This window comes from Pseudomonas benzenivorans, assembly GCF_033547155.1.
In the GTDB taxonomy this organism is placed as follows: domain Bacteria; phylum Pseudomonadota; class Gammaproteobacteria; order Pseudomonadales; family Pseudomonadaceae; genus Aquipseudomonas; species Aquipseudomonas benzenivorans_B.
Genome location: NZ_CP137892.1, coordinates 2,081,969 through 2,104,981, shown reverse-complemented (window position 1 = coordinate 2,104,981; position 23,013 = coordinate 2,081,969). Strand labels below are relative to the sequence as shown.

At 65.9% G+C, this 23,013-nt stretch carries 23 protein-coding genes; 20 read left to right on the top strand and 3 right to left on the bottom strand.

All coding sequences use genetic code 11. The annotated features are described in order from the left end of the window. The first annotated feature begins 48 nt into the window (after nt 1-48). From acnA to SBP02_RS09545, 4 genes are all read left to right on the top strand, one after another. Nucleotides 49-2,793 carry an aconitate hydratase AcnA gene (gene acnA / locus SBP02_RS09560; RefSeq protein ID WP_318646150.1) on the top strand — a complete coding sequence of 915 codons (2,745 nt, stop codon included), beginning with the start codon at nt 49-51 and terminating at the stop codon, nt 2,791-2,793. 151 nt (nt 2,794-2,944) lie between these two features. Then, nucleotides 2,945-4,510, top strand: a complete 1,566-nt coding sequence (locus SBP02_RS09555) for a methyl-accepting chemotaxis protein (RefSeq protein WP_318646149.1) — start codon at nt 2,945-2,947, stop codon at nt 4,508-4,510. 190 nt (nt 4,511-4,700) lie between these two features. After that, nucleotides 4,701-5,156, top strand: coding sequence for a GNAT family N-acetyltransferase (locus tag SBP02_RS09550; protein WP_318646148.1), 456 nt, complete (start codon nt 4,701-4,703; stop codon nt 5,154-5,156). Nucleotides 5,157-5,219: 63 nt separating this feature from the next. Then, a complete protein-coding gene (locus SBP02_RS09545; RefSeq protein WP_318646147.1) occupies nt 5,220-5,762 on the top strand; it encodes a DinB family protein in 543 nt (180 codons plus the stop codon). On the opposite strand, the gene SBP02_RS09540 is transcribed toward SBP02_RS09545, so the two are convergent. Beyond that, a complete protein-coding gene (locus SBP02_RS09540; protein ID WP_318646146.1) occupies nt 5,763-6,443 on the bottom strand; it encodes an alpha/beta family hydrolase in 681 nt (226 codons plus the stop codon). A gap of 98 nt (nt 6,444-6,541) precedes the next feature. Here SBP02_RS09540 and ccoN (SBP02_RS09535) point away from each other — a divergent pair, with 98 nt between their 5' ends. The 14 genes from ccoN (SBP02_RS09535) to hemN all read left to right on the top strand — a co-directional run bounded on the left by ccoN (SBP02_RS09535) (nt 6,542) and on the right by hemN (nt 20,188). Continuing rightward, a complete protein-coding gene (gene ccoN, locus SBP02_RS09535) occupies nt 6,542-7,981 on the top strand; it encodes a cytochrome-c oxidase, cbb3-type subunit I (protein WP_318646145.1) in 1,440 nt (479 codons plus the stop codon). Then, nucleotides 7,981-8,589 (top strand): cytochrome-c oxidase, cbb3-type subunit II, encoded by a 609-nt coding sequence (ccoO, locus tag SBP02_RS09530; protein WP_318646144.1) that lies wholly within the window; start codon nt 7,981-7,983, stop codon nt 8,587-8,589. The genes ccoN (SBP02_RS09535) and ccoO (SBP02_RS09530) overlap by 1 nt, the downstream gene beginning before the upstream one ends. 3 nt (nt 8,590-8,592) lie before the next feature. Beyond that, nucleotides 8,593-8,778 (top strand): cbb3-type cytochrome oxidase subunit 3, encoded by a 186-nt coding sequence (locus SBP02_RS09525; protein ID WP_318646143.1) that lies wholly within the window; start codon nt 8,593-8,595, stop codon nt 8,776-8,778. Then, nucleotides 8,775-9,719: a cytochrome-c oxidase, cbb3-type subunit III gene (gene ccoP, locus SBP02_RS09520; protein ID WP_318646142.1), complete on the top strand. Its 945-nt coding sequence runs from the start codon at nt 8,775-8,777 to the stop codon at nt 9,717-9,719. The genes SBP02_RS09525 and ccoP (SBP02_RS09520) overlap by 4 nt, the downstream gene beginning before the upstream one ends. A 354-nt stretch (nt 9,720-10,073) precedes the next feature. Then, nucleotides 10,074-11,516 carry a cytochrome-c oxidase, cbb3-type subunit I gene (ccoN, locus tag SBP02_RS09515; protein WP_318646141.1) on the top strand — a complete coding sequence of 481 codons (1,443 nt, stop codon included), beginning with the start codon at nt 10,074-10,076 and terminating at the stop codon, nt 11,514-11,516. Then, complete coding sequence (gene ccoO / locus SBP02_RS09510; RefSeq protein ID WP_318646140.1) at nt 11,516-12,124, top strand: cytochrome-c oxidase, cbb3-type subunit II; 609 nt, start codon at nt 11,516-11,518, stop codon at nt 12,122-12,124. Before ccoN (SBP02_RS09515) ends, ccoO (SBP02_RS09510) begins: the two co-directional genes overlap by 1 nt. 6 nt (nt 12,125-12,130) lie before the next feature. Continuing rightward, nucleotides 12,131-12,331: a cbb3-type cytochrome oxidase subunit 3 gene (locus SBP02_RS09505; RefSeq protein WP_318646139.1), complete on the top strand. Its 201-nt coding sequence runs from the start codon at nt 12,131-12,133 to the stop codon at nt 12,329-12,331. Beyond that, on the top strand, nt 12,328-13,314 hold the full coding sequence (gene ccoP, locus SBP02_RS09500) for a cytochrome-c oxidase, cbb3-type subunit III (protein WP_318646138.1): 987 nt from the start codon (nt 12,328-12,330) through the stop codon (nt 13,312-13,314). The genes SBP02_RS09505 and ccoP (SBP02_RS09500) overlap by 4 nt, the downstream gene beginning before the upstream one ends. Nucleotides 13,315-13,452: 138 nt before the next feature. Continuing rightward, nucleotides 13,453-14,859 (top strand): cytochrome c oxidase accessory protein CcoG, encoded by a 1,407-nt coding sequence (ccoG, locus tag SBP02_RS09495; protein ID WP_318646137.1) that lies wholly within the window; start codon nt 13,453-13,455, stop codon nt 14,857-14,859. A 15-nt stretch (nt 14,860-14,874) separates the two neighbouring features. Beyond that, nucleotides 14,875-15,381 (top strand): FixH family protein, encoded by a 507-nt coding sequence (locus SBP02_RS09490; protein ID WP_318646136.1) that lies wholly within the window; start codon nt 14,875-14,877, stop codon nt 15,379-15,381. A gap of 24 nt (nt 15,382-15,405) precedes the next feature. Further along, the gene (locus SBP02_RS09485; RefSeq protein ID WP_318646135.1) at nt 15,406-17,814 is read left to right on the top strand and encodes a heavy metal translocating P-type ATPase; all 2,409 of its coding nucleotides are present in this window, start codon (nt 15,406-15,408) and stop codon (nt 17,812-17,814) included. Between the two features lie 12 nt (nt 17,815-17,826). Next, nucleotides 17,827-18,033 carry a cbb3-type cytochrome oxidase assembly protein CcoS gene (ccoS, locus tag SBP02_RS09480; protein WP_318646134.1) on the top strand — a complete coding sequence of 69 codons (207 nt, stop codon included), beginning with the start codon at nt 17,827-17,829 and terminating at the stop codon, nt 18,031-18,033. After that, the gene (locus tag SBP02_RS09475) at nt 18,026-18,709 is read left to right on the top strand and encodes a sulfite exporter TauE/SafE family protein (RefSeq protein ID WP_318646133.1); all 684 of its coding nucleotides are present in this window, start codon (nt 18,026-18,028) and stop codon (nt 18,707-18,709) included. The genes ccoS and SBP02_RS09475 overlap by 8 nt, the downstream gene beginning before the upstream one ends. A gap of 93 nt (nt 18,710-18,802) precedes the next feature. Next, entirely contained in the window at nt 18,803-20,188 is a 1,386-nt protein-coding gene (gene hemN / locus SBP02_RS09470; protein WP_318646132.1) for an oxygen-independent coproporphyrinogen III oxidase, read from the top strand. Between the two features lie 13 nt (nt 20,189-20,201). Here hemN and SBP02_RS09465 read toward each other — a convergent pair whose 3' ends face one another. Then, on the bottom strand, nt 20,202-20,633 hold the full coding sequence (locus tag SBP02_RS09465) for a hypothetical protein (RefSeq protein ID WP_318646131.1): 432 nt from the start codon (nt 20,631-20,633) through the stop codon (nt 20,202-20,204). Nucleotides 20,634-20,809: 176 nt separating this feature from the next. Here SBP02_RS09465 and fnr point away from each other — a divergent pair, with 176 nt between their 5' ends. Next, nucleotides 20,810-21,544, top strand: coding sequence for a fumarate/nitrate reduction transcriptional regulator Fnr (gene fnr, locus SBP02_RS09460; protein ID WP_318646130.1), 735 nt, complete (start codon nt 20,810-20,812; stop codon nt 21,542-21,544). Between the two features lie 55 nt (nt 21,545-21,599). Next, on the top strand, nt 21,600-22,148 hold the full coding sequence (locus tag SBP02_RS09455; RefSeq protein WP_318646129.1) for an adenine phosphoribosyltransferase: 549 nt from the start codon (nt 21,600-21,602) through the stop codon (nt 22,146-22,148). A gap of 34 nt (nt 22,149-22,182) precedes the next feature. On the opposite strand, the gene SBP02_RS09450 is transcribed toward SBP02_RS09455, so the two are convergent. Continuing rightward, nucleotides 22,183-22,881, bottom strand: a complete 699-nt coding sequence (locus SBP02_RS09450) for a DUF6901 family protein (RefSeq protein WP_318646128.1) — start codon at nt 22,879-22,881, stop codon at nt 22,183-22,185. Between the last annotated feature and the right edge of the window lie 132 nt (nt 22,882-23,013).

The window sequence follows — 23,013 nt, the reverse complement described above, 5'->3', positions numbered from 1 at the left end:
TGCCGCGTTAAATCCGGCTCGCGCCGGCGAGCCCCTAGGAGATGGACAATGCCTTCCCTCGATAGCCTGAACAGTCGTCGCAGACTCGCAGTCGGCGACCAGACCTACCAGTATTTCAGCCTGCCGGAGGCCGCCAAAACCCTCGGCGACCTCGACAGGCTGCCGATGTCGCTGAAGGTGCTGCTGGAGAACTTGCTGCGCTGGGAAGACGGCAAGACCGTCACGGGCGACGACCTGCGGGCCATGGGCGATTGGCTCAAGAGTCGCGGCTCGGAGCGGGAAATCCAGTACCGGCCGGCCCGGGTGCTGATGCAGGACTTCACCGGGGTGCCGGCGGTGGTCGACCTGGCTGCCATGCGCCAGGCCATGGCCAAGGCCGGCGGCGACCCGCAGAAAATCAACCCGCTGTCGCCGGTCGACCTGGTGATCGACCACTCGGTGATGGTCGACAAGTTCGCCAGCCAGGCCGCCTTCGAACAGAACGTGGCCATGGAGATGCAGCGCAACGGCGAACGCTATGCCTTCCTGCGCTGGGGTCAGCATGCGTTCGACAATTTCCGCGTGGTGCCGCCGGGCACCGGCATCTGCCACCAGGTCAACCTGGAATACCTCGGCCGCACCGTCTGGACCAAGGAAGAAGACGGCCAGCTCTTCGCCTTTCCCGACACCCTGGTCGGCACCGACTCGCACACCACCATGATCAACGGCCTCGGCGTACTCGGCTGGGGGGTGGGCGGCATCGAGGCGGAGGCGGCCATGCTCGGCCAACCGGTGTCGATGCTGATTCCCGAGGTGATCGGCTTCAAGCTCAGCGGCAAGCTCAAGGAGGGCATCACCGCCACCGACCTGGTGCTGACCGTGACCCAGATGCTGCGCAGCAAGGGCGTGGTCGGCAAGTTCGTCGAGTTCTACGGCGACGGCCTGGTCGACCTGCCGCTGGCCGACCGCGCCACCATCGCCAACATGGCCCCGGAATATGGCGCGACCTGCGGCTTCTTCCCGGTCGACGAGATCACCCTCGGCTATCTACGCCTGTCCGGGCGCCCGGAACAGTGCGTCAAGCTGGTCGAGGCCTACTGCAAGGCCCAGGGCCTGTGGCGCGAGCCCGGCCACGAGCCGCTGTTCAGCGACAGCATGGAACTGGACATGGACCGGGTCGAGGCCTGCCTGGCGGGACCCAAGCGCCCCCAGGACCGGGTGGCCCTGTCCCAGGTCAGCCGGGCCTTCGATGAGTTCATGGGGCTGCAAATGAAAGCCAGCCCCAAGGAGGAGAGCCGCCTGCTCAACGAGGGCGGCGGTGGCGCCGCGGTGGGTGGCGCCGAGCAGGTCGGCGAGGTCGACTATCAGCACGATGGCCAGACCCACCGCTTGAAGGACGGCGCGGTGGTGATCGCCGCCATCACCTCCTGCACCAACACCTCCAACCCCAGCGTGATGATGGCCGCCGGCTTGCTGGCCAAGAAGGCCATCGAGAAAGGCCTGCAACGCAAACCCTGGGTGAAGAGTTCCCTGGCCCCTGGCTCCAAGGTGGTGACCGAGTACTTCAAGGCCGCCGGTCTGACCCAATACCTGGACGAGCTCGGTTTCGACCTGGTCGGCTACGGCTGCACCACCTGCATCGGCAACTCAGGACCGCTGCTCGAGCCCATCGAGCGGGCCATCCAGGAAAACGACCTGACCGTGGCCTCGGTGCTGTCCGGCAACCGCAACTTCGAGGGCCGCGTGCACCCCCTGGTGAAGACCAACTGGCTGGCCTCCCCGCCCCTGGTGGTGGCCTACGCCCTGGCCGGCAGCGTGCGCATGCACCTGGGCGAGGAGCCGCTGGGCCATGGCCAGGATGGCAAGCCGGTCTATCTGCGCGATATCTGGCCCAGCCAGCAGGAAATCGCCGAGGCGATCCAGAAGGTCGACACGGCGATGTTTCATAAGGAATATGCCGAGGTGTTCGCTGGCGACGAACAGTGGCGAGCCATCGAGGTGCCGGTCGCCGACACCTACGCCTGGCAGGCCGACTCCACCTACATCCAGCACCCACCGTTCTTCGAGGCAATCGACGAGGCGCCGCCGCATATCGGCGACATCCACCAGGCGCGCATCCTCGCCCTGCTCGGCGACTCGGTGACCACCGACCACATCTCCCCCGCCGGCAACATCAAGGCCGACAGCCCGGCCGGCCGCTACCTGCGCGAACAGGGCGTGGAGCCCAAGGACTTCAACTCCTACGGCTCGCGCCGCGGCAATCACGAGGTGATGATGCGCGGCACCTTCGCCAACATCCGCATCAGGAACGAGATGCTCGGCGGCGAGGAAGGCGGCCACACCCTGCATGTGCCCAGCGGCGAAAAGCTGGCGATCTTCGACGCGGCGATGCGCTACCAGGAAGCCGGTACGCCGCTTCTGGTCGTCGCCGGCAAGGAATACGGTACCGGTTCTTCCCGCGACTGGGCGGCCAAGGGCACCAACCTGCTCGGGGTCAAGGCGGTGATCGCCGAGAGCTTCGAGCGCATTCACCGCTCCAACCTGGTCGGCATGGGCGTGTTGCCCCTGCAGTTCAAGGCCGGCCAGAACCGCAAGAGCCTGGAGCTGGATGGCAGGGAGACCCTGAGCATCTGCGGCCTGGACGGCGTCGAACTGCACCCGCACATGAACCTGACGGTCGAACTCAACCGCGCCGACGGCTCCGGCGAGCGCTTCGAGGTGCTGTGCCGCATCGACACCCTCAACGAGGTGGAGTACTTCAAGGCTGGCGGCATCCTGCACTATGTGCTGCGGCAACTGATCGCCGGCAGCTGAGCCAGGTGGCAGGGCAATGCCCTGCCACAACCTCGGCATAAAAAGTCCTGATGCGGGTCAAGCCAAGTCGCCTCAGGCGCATTACTCTAGCGCTCAACTTTCGGCGACAACGGCCGAGAAGAACAGTATCGCCCCAGGGACATCCTCAGCCATGCGCAATAATCAGCCCGTTACCCAACGTGAACGCAGTTTCCCGGCCCAGCAGCGCCTGATCTCCACCACCAATGCCAAGGGCCAGATCACCTACTGCAACGAGACCTTCATCGAGATCAGCGGCTTCAGCCGCGACGAGCTGATCGGCGCGCCCCACAACCTGGTGCGGCACCCGGACGTACCGCCTGCGGTATTCGAGCACATGTGGCAGACCCTGAAACAGGGCAAGCCATGGATGGGCATCGTCAAGAACCGCTGCAAGAACGGCGACCACTACTGGGTCAACGCCTACGTCACCCCGGTGTCGGAGAAGGGCCAACTGGTCGGCTACGAGTCGGTGCGGATCAAGCCCACTGCCGAGCAGGTACGCCGCGCCGAAAAGCTCTACCAGCGCATCAATTCCGGCAAGTCGGCGATCCCCAGCCGTGACCGCTGGCTACCGGTGCTGCAGGATTGGCTGCCGTTCATTCTGGTCAGCCAGATCGGCTTCCTGATCGGCGCCTGGCTCGACTCCAGTTGGGGCTTCCTGCTGGCCGCCCTGCTCTCGATCCCCCTCGGCCTGGCCGGCCTGAACTGGCAGCAACGCGGCATCAAACGCCTGCTGCAACTGGCCGAGCAGACCACCTCCGACCCGCTGATCGCGCAGATGTATACCGACAGCCGAGGCGCCCAGGGTCGCCTGGAACTGTCCATGCTCAGCCAGGATGCGCGCATGAGAACCTGCCTGACCCGCCTGCAGGACAGCGCCGAAAACCTGGCCCGACAGGCGCAGCGCGCCGACACCCTGGCCCAGAACAGTTCGGCCGGCCTGGAGCGTCAGCGCCAGGAAACCGAGCAGGTCGCCACCGCGGTCAACGAGATGGCCGCCACCACCCTGGAGGTGGCGAGCAACGTGGCGCGCACCGCGATCGCCACCCAGGAAGCCAACCGCCTGACCAGCGAGGGCCGCAACATCGCCGCGGAGACTCGCGAAGCGATCCAGCGCCTGTCGCTGTCGGTCGGCGAAACCGGCGAGACCGTCACCCGCCTGGCTCAGGACAGCAACGAAATCGGCGGCGTGGTCGATGTGATCAAGGGCATCGCCGACCAGACCAACCTGCTGGCCCTCAACGCCGCCATCGAGGCTGCCCGCGCCGGCGAAATGGGCCGCGGCTTCGCGGTGGTGGCGGACGAAGTGCGCTCCCTGGCGCAGCGCACCGCCGAGTCCACCGGACAGATTCACCAGTTGATCGCCAAGCTGCAGCGCACCGCGGAAGAGGCGGTGATGACTATGGAAATCGGCCGCAAGCAGGCCGACGACGGCGTCGACAGCGTGCAGAAGGCCGACCAGGCCCTGGCCGGGATCAGCGACGCGGTGGCCAACATCGCCGACATGGCCAACCAGATCGCCGCCGCCGCCGAGGAACAGAGCGCGGTAGCCGATGAGATCAACCAGAACATCACCACCATCGCCCACCTGGCCGATCAGACCGCCGGAGAAGCGCAGAGCACCGCCCAGCTCAGCGGCGAGCTCACGGCCACCGCCCAAGGCCAGTACTCCCTGGTGGAGCGCTTCAACCGCTGAACCGCGCCTCGACGCACCGGCCCCGGCCGGTGCGTTCCCCCCTGCGGTCACGGCTTGGCTGCTGCCATCAAAGGGAAAGCCCCCAGAAGACACGGAAAACTGGATACGAGTAGCCTCAACACGGGCGGCCATATGCGCGGCGCCTTAACCGCCACATGCCAGCGCCCCCGGAAATAGCGGGTACAGGTATATGGATATACGCTTAGACGACCTCTCGGGCCCGGAGATCGCGGATTTTCTCGAACAGCACCTGCAGGACATGCGTTCGGTATCCCCGCCTGAAAGCAAGCACGCCCTCGACATCAACGATTTGAAGAGGCCCGACATCCTTTTCTGGACTGCCTGGCTCGATCTGGAACTGGTGGGCTGCGGCGCAATCAAGAAGCTCGACGCCGAGCATGGGGAGATCAAGTCGATGCGTACCAGCCCGGCCCATCGTGGCAGGGGCATAGCCTCATCGTTGTTGACCCATATCCTGCATGAGGCCAGGCAGCGCGGTTTCCGCCGCATCAGCCTGGAAACCGGCGCCATGCCGTTCTTCGCGCCGGCCTGCAGCCTCTATCGCCAACATGGCTTCACCTTCTGCCCGCCCTTCGCAGACTACGCAGAAGACCCGAACAGCCTCTACATGAGCCGAATGCTGTGAGAGCCCCCGAACGCTAGACACCTCACTAGACCCGAGCAGCATACAACCTGGGGATCGCACCCAATGAACCTGCAACCGCACCTGGCCCTATTGGCGCGCTACAACCGGTGGATGAACCTCCGGCTCTATGAGGCCTGCGGGCAACTGCCGCCTGAGGCCCTGGCCGCAGATAGAGGGGCGTACTTCGGGTCGATACTCGGCACGCTCAACCATATCCTGGTAGGCGACAGGGTCTGGCTGCAACGCTTTGCCGAGCACCCCTCCGGCAAGGCGAGCCTGGCCCCGGTGACCGCCCTGGCCAAGCCGGCCACGCTCGATCAGCTGCTGTTCCGCGACTTTGCCGAACTCTGCGTCCACCGCCGCTGGCTGGACGAGCTGATTTGCGCGTGGATCGACTTGCTGAGCGAGGACGACCTCGATGACTGCCTCGCCTACCGCAACATGAAAGGCGTGCCCGCCCGCCGCCCTTTCGCCAGTTTGCTGCTGCATTTCTTCAATCACCAAACCCATCATCGCGGCCAGGCGACCACCCTCCTGCACCAGGCCGGGCAGGATGTCGGCGTCACCGATCTGCTGGCCCTAATCCCGGACGACGATCTCGCCTAGCTAGCGTGTTAGAAAGGCCGCCACCGCATCGGCGGCCGCCTCCAGATGCTGGGCGTGAGTACGGCCCGAGCTTTTCAGCGGCTTGAGGTCGTGGTCGGCGGCCGTCAGCCAATGCACCTGGATCGTCTGTGACAGGGTATAGCCAGCCACCTTCGGGCGGTCGCCCATCGGGTCGCGCTCGCCCTGGACGATCAGGGCCGGCGTGCGCAACTCGGCCAGGTGCGCGACCCGCGGCTTGTCGGGCTTGCCGATGGCGTGGAAGGGATAACCCAGACACACCAGGGCGTCGGCCCCCTGCTCATCGGCCAACAGGCTGGCCATGCGCCCGCCCATGGACTTGCCGCCGATGGCCAGCGGCCCCGCGACCTGTTGCCGCACCCGGTCATGCACCGCGCGCCACTGCTCCAGCAACTTGGCCTGGGGGTTGGGCGGGCGTTTCTTGCCATCCAGGCGCCTTGCGGCCATGTAATCGAACTCGAAGCGCAGTACCGCCACGCCGCGCGCCGCCAGGCGCTCGGCCATCTGCTGCATGAATTCGCTGTCCATCGGCGCGCCGGCGCCATGGGCGAGAATCAGCGTCGCCCGGCACTCGCCCACGGGCCGATTCCACAACCAGGCCTGCCCCTCGCCCCCCTGCGCGCATTGATCCCCGTCAATACCCATGCCCTGCCCTTTGCTCATGCTTGCCTCGCTTCGATATCCGTGGGCCCTGGCCCGCTCATGCCTGTGCCCTGCGCGGCTATCGGACGTTCTGCCAAACCCTGGATGGAAGCCCAGACATGAACACAACAACCAGTGCCGCCTACAACTACAGGGTGGTCCGCCAGTTCGCCATTATGACAGTGGTGTGGGGCATAGTCGGCATGGGCCTCGGCGTGCTGATCGCCGCTCAGCTGGCCTGGCCCGCACTCAACTTCGACCTGCCCTGGACCAGCTTCGGCCGCCTGCGACCGCTGCATACCAACGCGGTGATCTTCGCCTTCGGCGGCTGCGCCCTGTTCGCCACCAGCTACTACGCGGTGCAGCGCACCTCCCAGGCCACGCTGTTCGCCCCCAGGCTGGCCGCCTTCACCTTCTGGGGCTGGCAGCTGGTGATACTGCTGGCGGCCATCAGCCTGCCGCTGGGCTACACCAGCTCCAAGGAATACGCCGAGCTGGAATGGCCGATCGATATCCTCATCACCCTGGTCTGGGTGAGCTACGCCATCGTCTTCTTCGGCACTGTGATGAAGCGCAAGGTCAGCCACATCTACGTGGGCAACTGGTTCTTCGGCGGCTTCATCCTCACCGTGGCCCTGCTGCACCTGGTCAACAACCTGGAGGTTCCGGTCAGTCTGACCAAGTCCTACTCGATCTACTCCGGCGCCACCGATGCGATGATCCAGTGGTGGTACGGCCACAACGCCGTGGGCTTCTTCCTCACCGCCGGCTTCCTGGGGATGATGTACTACTTCGTGCCCAAGCAGGCCGAACGCCCCGTCTACTCCTATCGCCTGTCGATCGTGCACTTCTGGGCGCTGATCACCCTGTATATCTGGGCCGGCCCGCACCACCTGCACTACACCGCCCTGCCGGACTGGGCCCAGTCTCTCGGCATGGTCATGTCCCTGGTGCTGCTGGCGCCGAGCTGGGGCGGCATGATCAACGGCATGATGACCCTGTCCGGCGCCTGGCATAAGTTGCGCACCGACCCGATCCTGCGCTTTCTGGTGGTGTCCCTGGCCTTCTACGGCATGTCCACCTTCGAAGGCCCGATGATGGCGATCAAGACCGTCAACGCCCTGTCCCACTACACCGACTGGACCATCGGCCACGTGCATGCCGGTGCCCTGGGCTGGGTCGCGATGATCTCCATCGGCTCGCTCTATCACCTGATTCCCAAGGTGTTCGGCCGCGAGCAGATGCACAGCATCGCGCTGATCAACGCCCACTTCTGGCTGGCCACCATCGGCACCGTGCTGTACATCGCCTCGATGTGGGTCAACGGCATCACCCAGGGCCTGATGTGGCGGGCGGTCAACGAAGACGGCACCCTCACCTACTCCTTCGTCGAGGCCCTGGAAGCCAGCCACCCCGGCTTCGTGGTGCGGATGGTCGGCGGTGCGATCTTCTTCGCCGGCATGCTGCTGATGGCCTGGAACGTCTGGCAGACGGTACGCGCCAGCAAACCTGCCGAGGTGGCAGCCGCCGCGCAGTTTTCGGTTGAAGGAGCCCACTGATGAAACACGAAATCATCGAGAAGAACATCGGCCTGATGGCCCTGCTGATGGTCATCGCCGTCAGCATCGGCGGCCTGACCCAGATCGTCCCGCTGTTCTTCCAGGACGTCACCAACGAGCCGGTGGAAGGCCTCAAGCCCTACACCGCGCTGCAACTGGAAGGCCGCGACGTTTACATCAAGGAAGGCTGCGTCGGCTGCCACTCGCAGATGATCCGCCCGTTCCGTGCCGAGACCGAGCGCTACGGTCACTACTCGGTGGCCGGCGAGAGCGTCTGGGATCACCCCTTCCTGTGGGGCTCCAAGCGTACCGGTCCGGACCTGGCCCGGGTCGGCGGCCGCTACTCGGACGAATGGCACCGTGCCCACCTGTACAACCCGCGCAACCTGGTACCCGAGTCGAAGATGCCGGCCTACCCCTGGCTGGTGGAGAACCCGCTGGACGGCCAGGACACCGCCAGGAAGATGCAGATCATGCGCGGTTTCGGCGTGCCCTACAGCGATGAAGACATCGCCGGGGCCAGAGATGCGGTGAAGGGCAAGAGCGAGATGGACGCGCTGGTCGCCTACCTGCAGGTGCTGGGCACCGCACTGAAGAACAAGAGGTAAGCCATGGCCTTCGACATCATCGACATCGGCACCCTGCGCGGCCTGGGCACCGCAGTGGTGTTCATCGCCTTCTCTGCCGTGCTGCTCTGGGCCTACAGCGGCAAGCGCCACGCCGCCTTCGCCGAAGCCGCGCAACTGCCCTTCGCCGACGAACTCACGACTGCCGCATCGAGGAACGACACCCCATGAGCACCTTCTGGAGCTGGTATATCACCCTGCTGACCCTCGGCAGCCTGGTCGCCCTGTTCTGGCTGATCTTCGCCACCCGCAAGGGCGAGCGCAAAGGCACCACCGAGCAGACCATGGGCCATTCCTTCGATGGCATCGAGGAATACGACAACCCCTTGCCCAAGTGGTGGTTCATGCTGTTCCTCGCCACCCTGGTCTTCGCCCTCGCCTACCTGGCCCTCTATCCCGGCCTGGGTAACTGGAAAGGCCTGCTGCCCGGTTATCAGGACGGCTGGACCCAGGTCGCCCAGTGGCAGCGGGAGGTGGACAAGGCCGAGCGGGCCTATGGGCCGATCTTCGCCCAATATGCGGCCATGCCCCTGGAGGAGGTGGCCAAAGACCCGCAGGCCCTGAAGATGGGCGGCCGCCTGTTCGCCACCTACTGCTCGATCTGCCATGGCTCCGACGCCAAGGGCGCGGTGGGCTTTCCCAACCTGACCGACCGGCACTGGCGCTGGGGCGGTGACGCCGAGACCATCAAGGCCAGCATCCTGGGTGGCCGCAACGGCATGATGCCAGCCTGGGGCGAGGTACTCGGCAACGAGGGCGTGCAGCAGGTCGCCACCTATGTGCGCCAGGGGCTGGCCGGACTGCCGCTGGCGGAAGGCAGCGCGATCGACCTGCAGAAAGGCGCCGAGCTGTTCGCCAACAACTGCACGGCCTGCCACGGCGCGAGCGGCACCGGCATGGCCATGCTCGGCGCCCCGGACCTGACCCAGCCCGCCGGCTGGATCTATGGCTCCAGCCTGGCGCAGCTGCAGCAGACCATCCGCTACGGCCGCAACGGCCAGATGCCCGCCCAGGAGCACTACCTGGGCAACGACAAGGTGCACCTGCTGGCCGCCTATGTCATGAGCCTGAGCCGCAGCGAGGATACCGAGCAAAGCCTGAGCCAACGCTGAACCCGTCCGCCGGCGGCCGCCGCGCCGCCGGCCCTTCCCCCTCCTTACGGCCCACCAGGGCCAATGCGACGCTGTGTCGCACCGCAGCGACGACTGACCGCCTCGGGCGCCCGCCTTGAACTAACCTTGCCCGGTCGCCAGCAGGCATGCGGCTTAGGCGTCCCCGCTTCTGTGCCGCCCCCGGCTCGCGCAAACGGCCCAAACCAGGCCCAGCCGAAGCCCCCTCCGTAGCGACCGGAAAAGCCTGTCAAGCCCGGTTTGTAACGGCTCGCGTCGTTGCAATGGCTACCTGCTTTCTCCATACTTGCCGCCGATTTTTGTCCCCTAAAAACTCCATTAACCGTGGAACCCAGCATGAGCACAGCAATCAGTCAGACTGCTTATAACTACAAGGTGGTCCGCCAGTTCGCCGTAATGACGGTGATCTGGGGGGTCATCGGCATGGGTCTAGGCGTGTTCATTGCCGCACAACTCGTGTGGCCGGAACTCAACCTGGGCATGGAATGGACGAGCTTCGGCCGTCTGCGTCCCCTGCACACCAACGCGGTGATCTTCGCCTTCGGCGGTTGCGCCCTGTTCGCCACGTCCTACTACGTGGTCCAGCGCACCAGCCAAGCGCGCCTGATCTCCGACGGTCTGGCCGCCTTCACCTTCTGGGGTTGGCAAGCGGTGATCGTGCTGGCAGTCATCACCCTGCCCATGGGCTACACCAGCTCCAAGGAATACGCCGAGCTGGAATGGCCGATCGACATCCTCCTGGGCATCGTCTGGGTCAGCTACCTGCTGGTGTTCTTCGGCACCATCCTCAAGCGCAAGACCAAGCACATCTACGTGGGCAACTGGTTCTTCGGTGCCTTCATCCTGGTCACCGCCATGCTGCACATCGTCAACAGCATGGAAATGCCGGTCAGCCTGTTCAAGTCGTACTCCATGTACGCCGGCGCGACCGACGCGATGATCCAGTGGTGGTACGGCCACAACGCCGTGGGCTTCTTCCTGACCACCGGCTTCCTGGGGATGATGTACTACTTCGTGCCCAAGCAGGCCGAACGCCCGATCTACTCCTACCGCCTGTCCATCGTGCACTTCTGGGCGCTGATCACCCTGTACATCTGGGCCGGCCCGCACCACCTGCACTACACCGCCCTGCCGGACTGGGCCCAGTCCCTCGGCATGGCCATGTCCGTCATCCTCCTGGCACCGAGCTGGGGCGGCATGATCAACGGCATGATGAGCCTCTCCGGCGCCTGGCATAAGCTGCGCACCGACCCGATCCTGCGCTTCCTGGTGGTGTCCCTGGCCTTCTACGGCATGTCCACCTTCGAAGGCCCGATGATGGCGATCAAGACCGTCAACGCCCTGTCCCACTACACCGACTGGACCATCGGCCACGTGCATGCCGGCGCCCTCGGCTGGGTGGCGATGATCTCCATCGGCTCGCTCTACCACCTGATCCCCAAGGTGTTCGGCCGCGAGCAGATGCACAGCATCGCCCTGATCAACGCCCACTTCTGGCTGGCCACCATCGGCACCGTGCTGTACATCGCTTCGATGTGGGTCAACGGCATCACCCAGGGCCTGATGTGGCGTGCGGTCAACGAAGACGGCACCCTCACCTACTCCTTCGTCGAAGCCCTGGAAGCCAGCCACCCCGGCTTCGTGGTGCGCATGATCGGCGGCGCCTTCTTCGTCACCGGCATGCTCCTGATGGCTTACAACACCTACCGCACCGTGCGTGCCGCGAAGCCGGCTGAATACGAGGCGGCTGCGCAGATTCCCGCCGGAGTAGCTCACTGATGAAACACGAAATCATCGAGAAGAATATCGGTCTGATGGCCCTGCTGATGGTCATCGCCGTCAGCATCGGCGGCCTGACCCAGATCGTCCCGCTGTTCTTTCAGGACGTCACCAACGAGCCGGTGGCCGGCCTCAAGCCCTACACCGCGCTGCAGCTGGAAGGCCGCGACGTGTACATCTCCAACGGCTGCGTCGGCTGCCACTCGCAGATGATCCGCCCGTTCCGTGCCGAGACCGAGCGCTACGGCCACTACTCGGTGGCCGGCGAGAGCGTCTGGGATCACCCCTTCCTGTGGGGCTCCAAGCGTACCGGCCCGGACCTGGCCCGCGTCGGCGGCCGCTACTCGGACGAATGGCACCGTGCCCACCTGTACAACCCGCGCAACGTGGTGCCGGAGTCGAAGATGCCGGCCTACCCCTGGTTGGTGGAAAACAAGCTCGACGGCAAATACACCGCCAAGAAGATGGAAGTCATGCGTGGCTTCGGCGTGCCCTACAGCGATGAAGACATCGCCGGGGCCAAGGATGCGGTGAAAGGCAAGACCGAGATGGACGCGCTGGTTGCGTACCTGCAGGTCCTCGGCACCGCCATCACCAACAAACGGTAACCCACGATGCCTTCTTTTCTCACGGACATCGGGACCATTCGCGGCCTAGGCACGGCGGTGGTGTTCATCGCCTTCATCGCCGTGGTGCTCTGGGCCTACAGCAGCAAGCGCAAGTCCAGCTTCGATGAAGCCGCCAACCTGCCCTTCGCCGACGAACCGAAACCCGACGAACGTGACGAGCAATCTTCCAGGAGCAATAACCAATGACCACGTTCTGGAGTTGGTACGTAACAATTCTTTCACTGGGCACCATCTTCGCCCTGACCTGGCTGATCTTCGGCACCCGCAAGGGCCAGCGCCAGGAGAGCACCCAAGAAACCGTCGGCCATGAGTTCGACGGCATCGAGGAGTTCGACAACCCGCTGCCCAAGTGGTGGTTCATGCTGTTCGTCGCCACCATCGTCTTCGCCCTCGGCTACCTGGCCCTCTACCCGGGCCTGGGCAACTGGAAGGGCCTGCTGCCGGGCTACGACTACCTGGACAACGAAGCCAAGACCCCCTTCGCCGCCAACGTGCAGATTGCCGACGGCGAGCGCAACGGCGGCTGGACCGGCGTGCACCAGTGGGAAAAGGAAATGGCCAGGGCCGAGGAGCAATACGGGCCGATCTTCGCCAAGTACGCCGCCATGCCGATCGAGCAGGTCGCTCAGGACGAGCAAGCCCTGAAGATGGGTGGCCGCCTGTTCGCCTCCAACTGCTCGGTGTGCCATGGTTCCGACGCCAAGGGCGCCTATGGCTTCCCCAACCTGACCGACAACGACTGGCTGTACGGCGGTGAGCCGGAAACCATCAAGACCACCATCATGGGCGGTCGTCAGGCGGCGATGCCAGCCTGGAAGGACAACCTCGGCGAAGAAGGCATCAAGAACGTGGCCGCCTACGTGCGCAGCCTGTCCGGCCTGAAGACCCCCGAGGGGATCGACGCCGATCCGGTCGCCGGCAAAGAGATTTTCGCCACCAACTGCGCGGTCTGCCACGGCGCCGAAGGCAAGGGTCAGCACGCCATGGGCGCGCCGAACCTGACCGACAAGGTCTGGCTCTACGGCTCCAGTTTCGCCCAGGTGCAGCAGACCCTGCGTTACGGCCGCAACGGCCGCATGCCGGCCCAACAGGACTTCCTCGGCAACGACAAGGTGCACCTGCTGGCCGCCTATGTGTACAGCCTCTCGCAGCAAGGTGCCGAGCAGTAAGGCTCGCCCCTGCTGCATCGCGACCCCCGGTCGCACCCAAATCGGGCGCGGTCGGGGGTACCATAGCGTATTAGTGAAATGCCCTGGACCGGTGCACGTCGTCCCGGGGCAGCCAGTCAACCGCTGTGGTAGTCCCCGATGAGTTCGCAGATTCCGGTCAAAGACGTCACCCCGGCCAAGGTCGAGTCCGTCGACCTCTACGCCAACCGCGAGAAAATCTACACCCGCGCCTTCACCGGCCTGTTCCGCAATCTGCGCATGCTCGGTGGCGCCCTGCTGTTCGTCCTCTATTTCGGCACCGTCTGGCTCAGCTGGGACGGGCGCCAGGCCGTCTGGTGGGATCTGCCCGCGCGCAAGTTCCATATCTTCGGCGCCACCTACTGGCCCCAGGACTTCGTCCTGCTCTCGGCCCTGCTGATCATCGCCGCCTTCGGCCTGTTCTTCATCACCGTGTTCGCCGGCCGCGTCTGGTGCGGCTACACCTGCCCGCAGAGCGTGTTCACCTGGGTGTTCATGTGGGCGGAGAAGGTCACCGAGGGCGACCGCAACCAGCGCATGAAACTGGACAAGGCGCCGATGGACGGCCGCAAGTTCCTGCGCAAGCTGGCCAAGCACGGCATCTGGGTCGGGGTGTCCCTGGCCACCGCACTGACTTTCGTCGGCTACTTCACACCGATCCGCGAGCTGATTCCCGAGTTGCTGACCCTACAGGCCAGCGGCTGGGCGGTGTTCTGGGTCGGCTTCTTCACCCTCGCCACCTACGGCAACGCCGGCTGGCTGCGCGAGCAGGTGTGCATCTACATGTGCCCCTACGCGCGCTTCCAGAGCGTGATGTTCGACCAGGACACCCTGATCGTCTCCTACGATCCTCGCCGCGGCGAACACCGCGGGCCACGCAAGAAGGACGCCGACTACAAGGCCCAGGGCCTCGGCGACTGCATCGACTGCAAGATGTGCGTGCAGGTCTGCCCCACCGGCATCGACATCCGCGACGGCCTGCAGATCGAGTGCATCGGCTGCGCCGCCTGCATCGACGCCTGCGACAGCATCATGGACAAGATGAGCTACCCCAAGGGGCTGATCAGCTACACCACCGAACACAACCTGTCCGGCCAGCAGACCCACCTGGCCCGGCCGCGCCTGATCGGCTATGCCCTGGCGCTGCTGGCGATGATCGGCCTGTTCGTCTGGGCCATCGCCAGCCGCCCCCTGGTCGAGCTGGACGTGATCAAGGACCGCGTGCTCTACCGCGAGAACGAACAAGGCCGCATCGAGAACGTCTACACCCTGAAGATCATGAACAAGTCGCAGCACGACATCAGCTACCTGATCGAGGCCGAGGGTCTCGACGGCCTGGTCTACGAAGGCAAGCGCGAGGTCAAGGCGCTGGCCGGCGAGGTGCTGTCGCTGCCGGTGGAGCTGTCCATCGAGCCCGAGAAGCTGCCCTCCAGCACCAACGAAATCCGCTTCCGCATCCAGTCCATCGACGATGCGCGCATCACCAACGACGCCGACAGCCGCTTCATCGGCCCCAGCGTCCGCTGATTGAGATAACCACGCATGTCCGAGCAAACACCGGTCAAACCCTGGTACAAGCAGTTCTGGCCCTGGTTCATCCTCGGCCTGCTGGGCTATTCGGTCGTCCAGGGCGTGACCCTGCTGACCATCGCCAGCAAGAACCCGCCGGGACTGATCTCCGACGACTACTACGACGTCGGCAAGGGTATCAACCAGTCGCTGGAGCGCGAGAAGCTCGCCGAGCGCCTGGAGCTGAGTGCCAGCCTGGACCTGGACGAGGAAACCGGCATCGCCGAACTGCAGCTGCAGGGCCACAGCGGCCCGGCGCAGCTGGTGCTCAACCTGATCTCGCCGACCCAGCCCGAGCGCGACCGCCGCATCATCCTGCAGCCCCAGGGCCAGGGTCTGTACCGCGGGCAGATGCAGGATGCCGTGCAGGGCCGGCGCTTCGTCGAGCTGATCGGTCAGGAAGGCGGCCAGGACTGGCGCCTGTTCGAGGAAGAGACCCTAGAAAGCGGCAAGACCATCCAGCTCGGCGCCGCGCGCTAGCCACAGGTCGAAGATCGCCCCCCGATGGCTCAGCCCCTTCCCTGTTTCCATTGCGGCCTGCCGGTGCCTGCCGGCAGCCGCTTCCAGGCCCGGATTCTCGGCGAACCGCGCGAACTGTGCTGCCCCGGGTGCCAGGCCGTGGCCGAGGCCATAGTCGCCGGCGGCCTGGAGCACTACTACAAGCACCGCAGCGACACCGCCGCCAACCCCCAAGCCCTGCCCCAGGCGCTGCCCGACGAGCTGGCGCTGTACGACCGCGCCGAGGTGCAGGCGAGCTTCGTCGAGCATCAGGGCGAGCTGAGCGAGACCTGCCTGCTGATCGAGGGCATCAGCTGCGCCGCCTGCGGCTGGCTGATCGAGAAGCACCTGCGTGCCCTGCCCGGCGTGGCCGAGGCCCAGCTCAACCTGTCCAACCAGCGCCTGCAGGTGCGCTGGGCCGACAGCCAGCTGCCGTTCAGCCAACTGCTCGCCGAACTGCGCCGCATCGGCTATGCCGGCCATCCCTGGCAGGCCGACAGCGCCAGCGCCCAGCTGACCCGGGAAAACCGCCGCGCCATGCGCGAGCTGGGCGTCGCCGGCCTGCTGTGGATTCAGGTGATGATGGCGACCATGGCCACCTGGCCGGAATTCAACATCGACCTGTCCGCCGAGCTGGACCAGATCCTGCGCTGGACCAGCCTGTTCCTCACCACGCCCATCGTCTTCTACTGCTGCGGCCAGTTCTTCCGCGGCGCCCTGCGCGACCTGCGCACCCGCCACCTGAGCATGGACGTCTCGGTGTCCCTGGCCATCGGCGGCGCCTATGCCGCCGGCATCTGGTCGACGGTCACCGGCCAGGGCGAGCTGTATTTCGATGCGGTGGGCATGTTCGCCCTGTTCCTCCTGGCCGGCCGCTACCTGGAGCGCCGCGCCCGCGAACGCACGGCGGCGGCTACCGCACAGCTGGTCAACCTGCTGCCGGCCTCCTGCCTGCGCCTGGACGAGCAGGGCCAGAGTCAGCGCATCCTGCTCAGCGAGCTGCAAGTCGGCGAGCGGGTTCTGGTGCCGCCCGGCGCGCTGCTGCCAGCCGACGGACGCATCCTCAGCGGCCACTCCAGCGTCGACGAATCGCTGCTGACCGGTGAATACCTGCCGCGGCCCCGCGGCGAAGGCGACGAGGTCACCGCCGGCACCCTCAACGTCGAGGGCCCGCTGACCGTCGAGGTCGAGGCCCTCGGCGACGCCACCCGACTGTCGGCCATCGTCCGCCTGCTGGAACGGGCGCAAAGCGCCAAGCCGCGCCTGGCCGAGGTGGCCGACCGGGTGGCGCAGTGGTTCCTGCTGATCGTGCTGGTCACCGCCGCCGCGGTCGGCCTGGCCTGGTGGCAGATCGACCCGGCGCGGGCCTTCTGGGTGGTGCTGGCCCTGCTGGTCGCCACCTGCCCCTGCGCTCTCGCCCTGGCCACCCCCACCGCCCTGACTGCCGCTACCGGCAGCCTGCACAAGCTCGGCCTGCTGTTGACCCGTGGCCATGTGCTCGAGGGCTTGCGGCAGATCGACACGGTGATCTTCGACAAGACCGGCACCCTCACCGAGGGCCGCCTGACCCTCGGCGCCATCCATCCCCTCGGCGAGCTGGATGCCGATGCCTGCCTGGCCCTGGCCGCCGCCCTGGAGAACCGTTCCGAGCACCCCATCGCCCGTGCCTTCGGCCAGGCTGCCCAGGCCGCCGAGCGGGTCGAGAGCATGCCGGGGCGCGGCCTGCAGGGCCGGGTGCAGGGCCGCCTGCTGCGCATCGGCCAGCCGACCTTCGTCGCCGAGCTGGGCGACCTGCCGGCGCCGGCGATTCCCGGCGACCAGGGCCAGTGGCTGCTGCTCGGCGACGAGCAGGGCCCGCTGGCCTGGTTCGTCCTCGACGACCGCCTGCGCGACGACGCCCCCGAGCTGCTCGCCGCCTGCCGCGCCCAGGGCTGGCAGGTGCTGTTGCTGTCCGGCGACAGCTCGCCGATGGTCGCCGAGGTGGCGCGCCAACTGGGCATCGAGCAGGCCCGTGGCGGCCTGACGCCGGACGCCAAGCTGGCGGAATTGCAGCGCCTGCACGAGCAAGGCCACCGCGTGCTGATGCTCGGCGACGGGGTCAACGACGTGCCGGTGCTGGCCGCCGCCGACATCAGCGTGGCCATGGGCAGCGCCACCGACCTGGCCAAGACCAGTGCCGACGCGGTGCTGCTGTCCAACCGCCTGTCCAGCCTGGTGCAGGCCTTCGACCTGGCCCGGCGTACCCGGCGGATCATCATCGAGAACCTGGCCTGGGCCAGCCTGTACAATGGCTTGGTGCTGCCCTTCGCCGCCCTGGGTTGGATCACCCCGATCTGGGCCGCGCTGGGCATGTCGCTCAGCTCGCTGCTGGTGGTGCTCAACGCCCTGCGCCTGACGCGCACCCCATCACCCTAGGCTGGAGACCCGATGTCCGCGCTCTATATCCTTATCCCCGTCGCCCTGGTGCTGGTGGCCTTCGCCATCTGGCTGTTCTTCTGGGCAGTCGACAGCGGTCAGTACGACGACCTCGATGGTCCGGCCCACAGCATCCTGTTCGACGATCAGGACCCCAAGCACAAGGCCGCGATCGACGAAGCGGACCAGTCCGCCGAGCAGGCTCCCAAGCGTGACTGAACTGGCGCCGCAGCTGCTCTCCGCGCTGATCCTCGGCCTGCTCGGCGGCGGCCACTGTCTGGGCATGTGTGGCGGCCTGATGGGGGCGCTGACCCTGGCCATTCCCGCCGAGTACCGGGCCCGGCGCCTGCGCCTGCTGCTCGGCTACAACCTCGGACGCATCCTCAGCTACGCGCTCGCCGGCCTGCTCCTCGGCCTGGCCGGTTGGGCCCTGGCCAGCAGCCCGGCGGCCCTGGGCTTACGCGTGCTGGCCGCGCTGCTGCTGATCGCCATGGGCCTGTACCTGGCCGGCTGGTGGAGCGGCCTGACCCGCATCGAAGCGCTCGGCGGTGGCCTGTGGCGGCATATCCAACCGCTGACCCGGCGCTTCATGCCGGTGACCGACCTGCCCAAGGCCCTGGTGCTGGGCGCGCTGTGGGGCTGGCTGCCCTGCGGCCTGGTCTACAGCACCCTGCTGTGGGCGGCCAGCCAGGGCGACGCCCTGGACAGCGCCGCGCTGATGCTCGCCTTCGGCCTGGGCACCCTGCCGGTGCTGCTGGCCAGCGGCCTGGCCGCCGAGCGCCTCACGGCGCTGCTGCGCCGGCGCGGGGTGCGCACCGCCGGCGGCCTGCTGGTGATCCTGTTCGGCCTCTGGACCCTGCCCGGCCCTCACCAGCATTGGTTGATGGGCCACTGAGCCGACACCCGGCGCGCTTGATGCAGGTCAAGATGCCCTCCGGCCCGCGCCCCTAGACTCCCGGCATCGCTCGCTATTCCGGGAACCTCGCCCATGCTCGATGCCATCCAATGGGACGCCGACCTGATCCACCGCTACGACCAGGCCGGCCCGCGCTACACCTCCTACCCCACCGCCGTGCAGTTCCATGGCGACATCGGTCCCTTCGATCTGCTGCATGCCCTGCGCGACAGCCGCAAGGAACTGCGCCCGCTCTCGCTCTATGTGCATGTGCCGTTCTGTGCGCACATCTGCTATTACTGCGCCTGCAACAAGGTGATCACCAAGGATCGTGGCCGCTCGCAGCCCTACTTGCAGGAACTGGCCCACGAGATGGCCATCATCGGCCGCCACCTGGACGGCCGCCAGCGGGTCGAGCAGCTGCATCTGGGCGGCGGCACCCCGACCTTCCTCAGCCACGACGAACTGCGTCAGCTGATGGCCCAGTTGCGCGAGCACTTCAGCCTGCTGAACGACGATTCCGGGGACTACAGCATCGAGATCGACCCGCGCGAAGCCGACTGGTCGACCATGGGCCTGCTCCGCGAGCTGGGCTTCAACCGCGTCAGCCTCGGCGTGCAGGACCTCGACCCGGCCGTACAGCGGGCGATCAACCGCCTGCAGACCCTGGAAGAGACCCGCGCCATAGTCGAGGCCGCGCGCACCCTGCAATTCCGCTCGGTGAACATCGACCTGATCTATGGCCTGCCGCTACAGACGCCCGAGCGTTTCGCCCGCACCGTAGACGAGGTGATCGCCCTGCAACCTGACCGCCTGTCGCTGTTCAACTATGCGCATCTGCCCGAACGCTTTATGCCGCAACGCCGGATCAGAACCGAGGACCTGCCCTCGCCGAGCCACAAGCTGGCCATGCTGCACCGCAGCATCGAACAGCTGAGCGCGGCCGGCTACCGTTACATCGGCATGGACCACTTCGCCCTGCCCGACGACGAACTGGCCGTGGCCCAGGAGGACGGCAGCCTGCAGCGCAACTTCCAGGGCTACACCACCCACGGCCACTGCGACCTGATCGGCCTCGGCGTCTCGGCCATCAGCCAGGTCGGCGATCTCTATAGCCAGAACAGCAGCGACCTGGGCAACTACCAGGGCAGCCTGGCCAACGGCCAGCTGGCAACCCTGCGCGGCCTGCACTGCGACGCCGACGACCGCCTGCGCCGTGCGCTCATCCAGCAACTGATCTGCCACTTCGAACTGCAGTTCGCGACTATAGAGCGCGCCTTCGCCATCGATTTTCGCGACTACTTCGCCGATGCCTGGGCACAGCTGCAACAGATGCACGACGACGGACTTATCGCCCTGAGCACAGAGGCGATCCGCGTGCAGCCGCCAGGGCGCCTGCTGATCCGTGCACTGTGCATGCTGTTCGATCGCTACCTGACGCCCCGGCAACATCGGCAGCGCTATTCCCGGGTCATCTAGGCAGTGCGGCGCGCTACTTCATCGCCAGCAGTGTCGCCGCCTGCAACTGTGCGTCATCTAGCCCCAGCTCGCTCATGGCCTCGAGCAGGTTGGCATTGGCACTGACCAGGGCCGCATTGAGTGAGGTCAACTCCGACTGGAAGGTCTGCGCCTGCCTGAGGCGGACTTCTGCATCCAGCCCGGAATCGGCCATCAGAGCAGCCAGCTCGGCCTGCTTGGCGGCTATTTGCGCCTTCAATTCGCGGATCAGCTTGAGCAGCTGCTTGATGCTATCCGGCAGATTGCTCTCCTCGATATCGCTGTTCCGCTGGGCTTGGGCCGAGCGCGCGCGCCCCAGCTCCGAGAGGCTGACGCGCACGCTATCGCGCCACGCCTGCGGCTCGCCCGGCTCGCCTTGTGCTGCGGCATATTGTCGTTGCTGCGACCGGACGATATGACTGGTCAAGGGACGGGGTTCCAGGCGCATGGTCGTGCTCCTTGCTGACGGTGGGCCATGCCGATAGATCGGCCAGCGCCCGAAAGACTTGAGCAAGGGGTCAAACTTTGCCGGAACTGGCTGGCTGACCACCCTCGCCTGCTGTAACCTTGCAGCTAGTGTGTGTTTAGTCAGGGACAATCTCGATGTCGCAATGCGCCAACCTTCGGGCACCTCATCAGACCAACTGCAAGGACTGCAGCCTGGCGCCGCTGTGCCTGCCCCTGTCATTGAATCTTGAGGACATGGACGCCCTGGATGAGATCGTCAAGCGCGGCCGCCCGCTGAAGAAGGGCGAGTTCCTGTTCCGCCAGGGCGACGGTTTCGGCTCGGTGTTCGCCGTGCGCTCCGGCGCCCTGAAGACCTTCAGCCTGAGCGACGCCGGCGAGGAGCAGGTCACAGGCTTCTACTTGCCCAGCGAACTGGTCGGATTGTCCGGCATGGACACCGAAACCTACCCGGTCTCGGCCCAGGCCCTGGAAACCACTTCCGTGTGCGAGATTCCCTTCGAGCGCCTCGACGAACTGGCCGTACAGCTGCCGCAGTTGCGCCGCCAGTTGATGCGGGTGATGAGCCGGGAGATTCGCGAGGACCAGCAGATGATGCTGCTGCTGTCGAAGAAGACGGCCGACGAGCGCATCGCCACCTTCCTGGTCAACCTCTCGGCACGCTTTCGTGCCCGCGGCTTCTCCGCCCAGCAGTTTCGCCTGGCCATGTCGCGCAACGAGATCGGTAACTATCTGGGGCTGGCCGTCGAAACCGTATCCCGGGTCTTCACTCGCTTCCAGCAGAACAAGCTGATCGAGGCCGAGGGCAAGGAAGTGCATATTCTCGACCCCATCGAACTCTGCGCCCTGGCCGGCGGCAAGCTCGACGGCTGAGCCCCGGCTGACCAGCAGCCGGAGCGGCCCCTTCGTAAACCCGAGGAGTCCTGCGATGATCTTCGACGAGTTCAGCATCAAGACCCTGATCCGCCCGATTGCCGACTTCCCCAAGCCAGGGGTGATCTTTCGCGATATCACCCCGCTGTTCCAGTCACCGCGCGCCCTGCGCATGGTCGCCGACAGCTTCATCCAGCGCTATGTCGAGGCCGAGTTCAGCCATATCGGTGCCATGGATGCCCGCGGCTTCCTCATCGGCTCGATCATTGCCTACGAGCTGAACAAGCCGCTGATCCTCTTCCGCAAGCAAGGCAAGCTGCCTGACGAAGTGCTCAGCGAGGCCTATCAGACCGAGTACGGGGAAGCCTTCCTCGAGGTGCATGCCGACAGCCTGTGCGAAGGCGACAGCATCCTGATCTTCGATGACCTGATCGCCACGGGCGGCACCCTGCTGGCGGCCGCGCAACTGGTGCGCCGAATGGGCGCCCATATCCATGAGGCCGCGGCGATCATCGACCTGCCGGAGCTGGGCGGCTCGCAGAAGCTCCAGGATATCGGCATCCCGACCTTCACCCTGACCGCCTTCGCCCAGAACGAGCGCTGAGCGCCCGCCGCCGAGCAAGCCGCGCCGGGCGCACTCAGTCGAAATAGGCCTCGAAGAAGCGGTCCAACTCGCCCTCGTACTGGTCCAGCGAGTACAGGGTATCGGCGGCCAGCAGGTCGAGCAGGACCATCCCGTTGGGCCCCGAGTCCTCGACAACGGCGGCACGCAGACGCTCGGTCATGCCCAGATTGACCAAGCGCAAGTTGCGGTATACCTCGCGCAACCCGCTCATCGACCAGTCTGCGGCCAGCCCCCGCTGCTGGCGCAGGTATTGGCCCAGCAGGTAGGTGCCGAACACTCGGTAGAGGGTTTCCTCCGTACCACTGAACGGCAGGTGGAACCAGGCCATGGCCTGCAACAGGCGTGTGTGCGGGCACCCCGAGGTGGCGCCCAAGGCGCCCAGCAGGGACCCCAGCGCACGCTGTAAAGAGGTGTGTCGCCGGGTTTCCCGCCCACGCCAGTACACCTCGACCTCCACCTGCTCATAGGACGGCGACTGCGCCAGCAGCTCCACCGGAGCCACCAGCGCTTGCGCGAAGGGGCAATGGGGCGACTGCTCCGGACGCAACGGGCAATGCCGGCACTGATGCACATTCAAACGGGTCCAGTCGGGCCACGACTTGCCCTGCTCGCGAGCATCGGGTTGCAACTCGACCCGATGGCTCCAACTGCGGCCATCGGCGAAAAGGAACCTGTAGTGGATGAGCGAGTCATCCGCAGCCTCTAGATCCATGGTCTAACCTGATCCTCGAGCGGGGTGTGGAACCTATGCTAGCAGTTTATCGACATAGCCTTGATCCAGGCGCCACTTTCCTGGCAACTGCGGGTGATCTTGACGCCGGGCTTACCACACCCCTTACTTGCT

Bases quoted from the DNA above. Each gene is read 5' to 3' on its own strand.
- hemN (WP_318646132.1), top strand. From the start codon at position 18,803: ATGCTCGATGCCATCCAATGGGACGCCGACCTGATCCACCGCTACGAC.
- SBP02_RS09490 (WP_318646136.1), top strand. From the start codon at position 14,875: ATGTCCGAGCAAACACCGGTCAAACCCTGGTACAAGCAGTTCTGGCCC.
- SBP02_RS09525 (WP_318646143.1), top strand. From the start codon at position 8,593: ATGGCCTTCGACATCATCGACATCGGCACCCTGCGCGGCCTGGGCACC.
- SBP02_RS09485 (WP_318646135.1), top strand. From the start codon at position 15,406: ATGGCTCAGCCCCTTCCCTGTTTCCATTGCGGCCTGCCGGTGCCTGCC.
- ccoP (WP_318646138.1), top strand. From the start codon at position 12,328: ATGACCACGTTCTGGAGTTGGTACGTAACAATTCTTTCACTGGGCACC.
- SBP02_RS09505 (WP_318646139.1), top strand. From the start codon at position 12,131: ATGCCTTCTTTTCTCACGGACATCGGGACCATTCGCGGCCTAGGCACG.
- SBP02_RS09555 (WP_318646149.1), top strand. From the start codon at position 2,945: ATGCGCAATAATCAGCCCGTTACCCAACGTGAACGCAGTTTCCCGGCC.
- ccoN (WP_318646145.1), top strand. From the start codon at position 6,542: ATGAACACAACAACCAGTGCCGCCTACAACTACAGGGTGGTCCGCCAG.
- SBP02_RS09450 (WP_318646128.1), bottom strand. From the start codon at position 22,881: ATGGATCTAGAGGCTGCGGATGACTCGCTCATCCACTACAGGTTCCTT.
- ccoG (WP_318646137.1), top strand. From the start codon at position 13,453: ATGAGTTCGCAGATTCCGGTCAAAGACGTCACCCCGGCCAAGGTCGAG.
- ccoP (WP_318646142.1), top strand. From the start codon at position 8,775: ATGAGCACCTTCTGGAGCTGGTATATCACCCTGCTGACCCTCGGCAGC.
- ccoO (WP_318646144.1), top strand. From the start codon at position 7,981: ATGAAACACGAAATCATCGAGAAGAACATCGGCCTGATGGCCCTGCTG.
- fnr (WP_318646130.1), top strand. From the start codon at position 20,810: ATGTCGCAATGCGCCAACCTTCGGGCACCTCATCAGACCAACTGCAAG.
- SBP02_RS09540 (WP_318646146.1), bottom strand. From the start codon at position 6,443: ATGAGCAAAGGGCAGGGCATGGGTATTGACGGGGATCAATGCGCGCAG.
- acnA (WP_318646150.1), top strand. From the start codon at position 49: ATGCCTTCCCTCGATAGCCTGAACAGTCGTCGCAGACTCGCAGTCGGC.
- ccoO (WP_318646140.1), top strand. From the start codon at position 11,516: ATGAAACACGAAATCATCGAGAAGAATATCGGTCTGATGGCCCTGCTG.
- SBP02_RS09455 (WP_318646129.1), top strand. From the start codon at position 21,600: ATGATCTTCGACGAGTTCAGCATCAAGACCCTGATCCGCCCGATTGCC.
- SBP02_RS09545 (WP_318646147.1), top strand. From the start codon at position 5,220: ATGAACCTGCAACCGCACCTGGCCCTATTGGCGCGCTACAACCGGTGG.
- ccoS (WP_318646134.1), top strand. From the start codon at position 17,827: ATGTCCGCGCTCTATATCCTTATCCCCGTCGCCCTGGTGCTGGTGGCC.
- ccoN (WP_318646141.1), top strand. From the start codon at position 10,074: ATGAGCACAGCAATCAGTCAGACTGCTTATAACTACAAGGTGGTCCGC.
- SBP02_RS09550 (WP_318646148.1), top strand. From the start codon at position 4,701: ATGGATATACGCTTAGACGACCTCTCGGGCCCGGAGATCGCGGATTTT.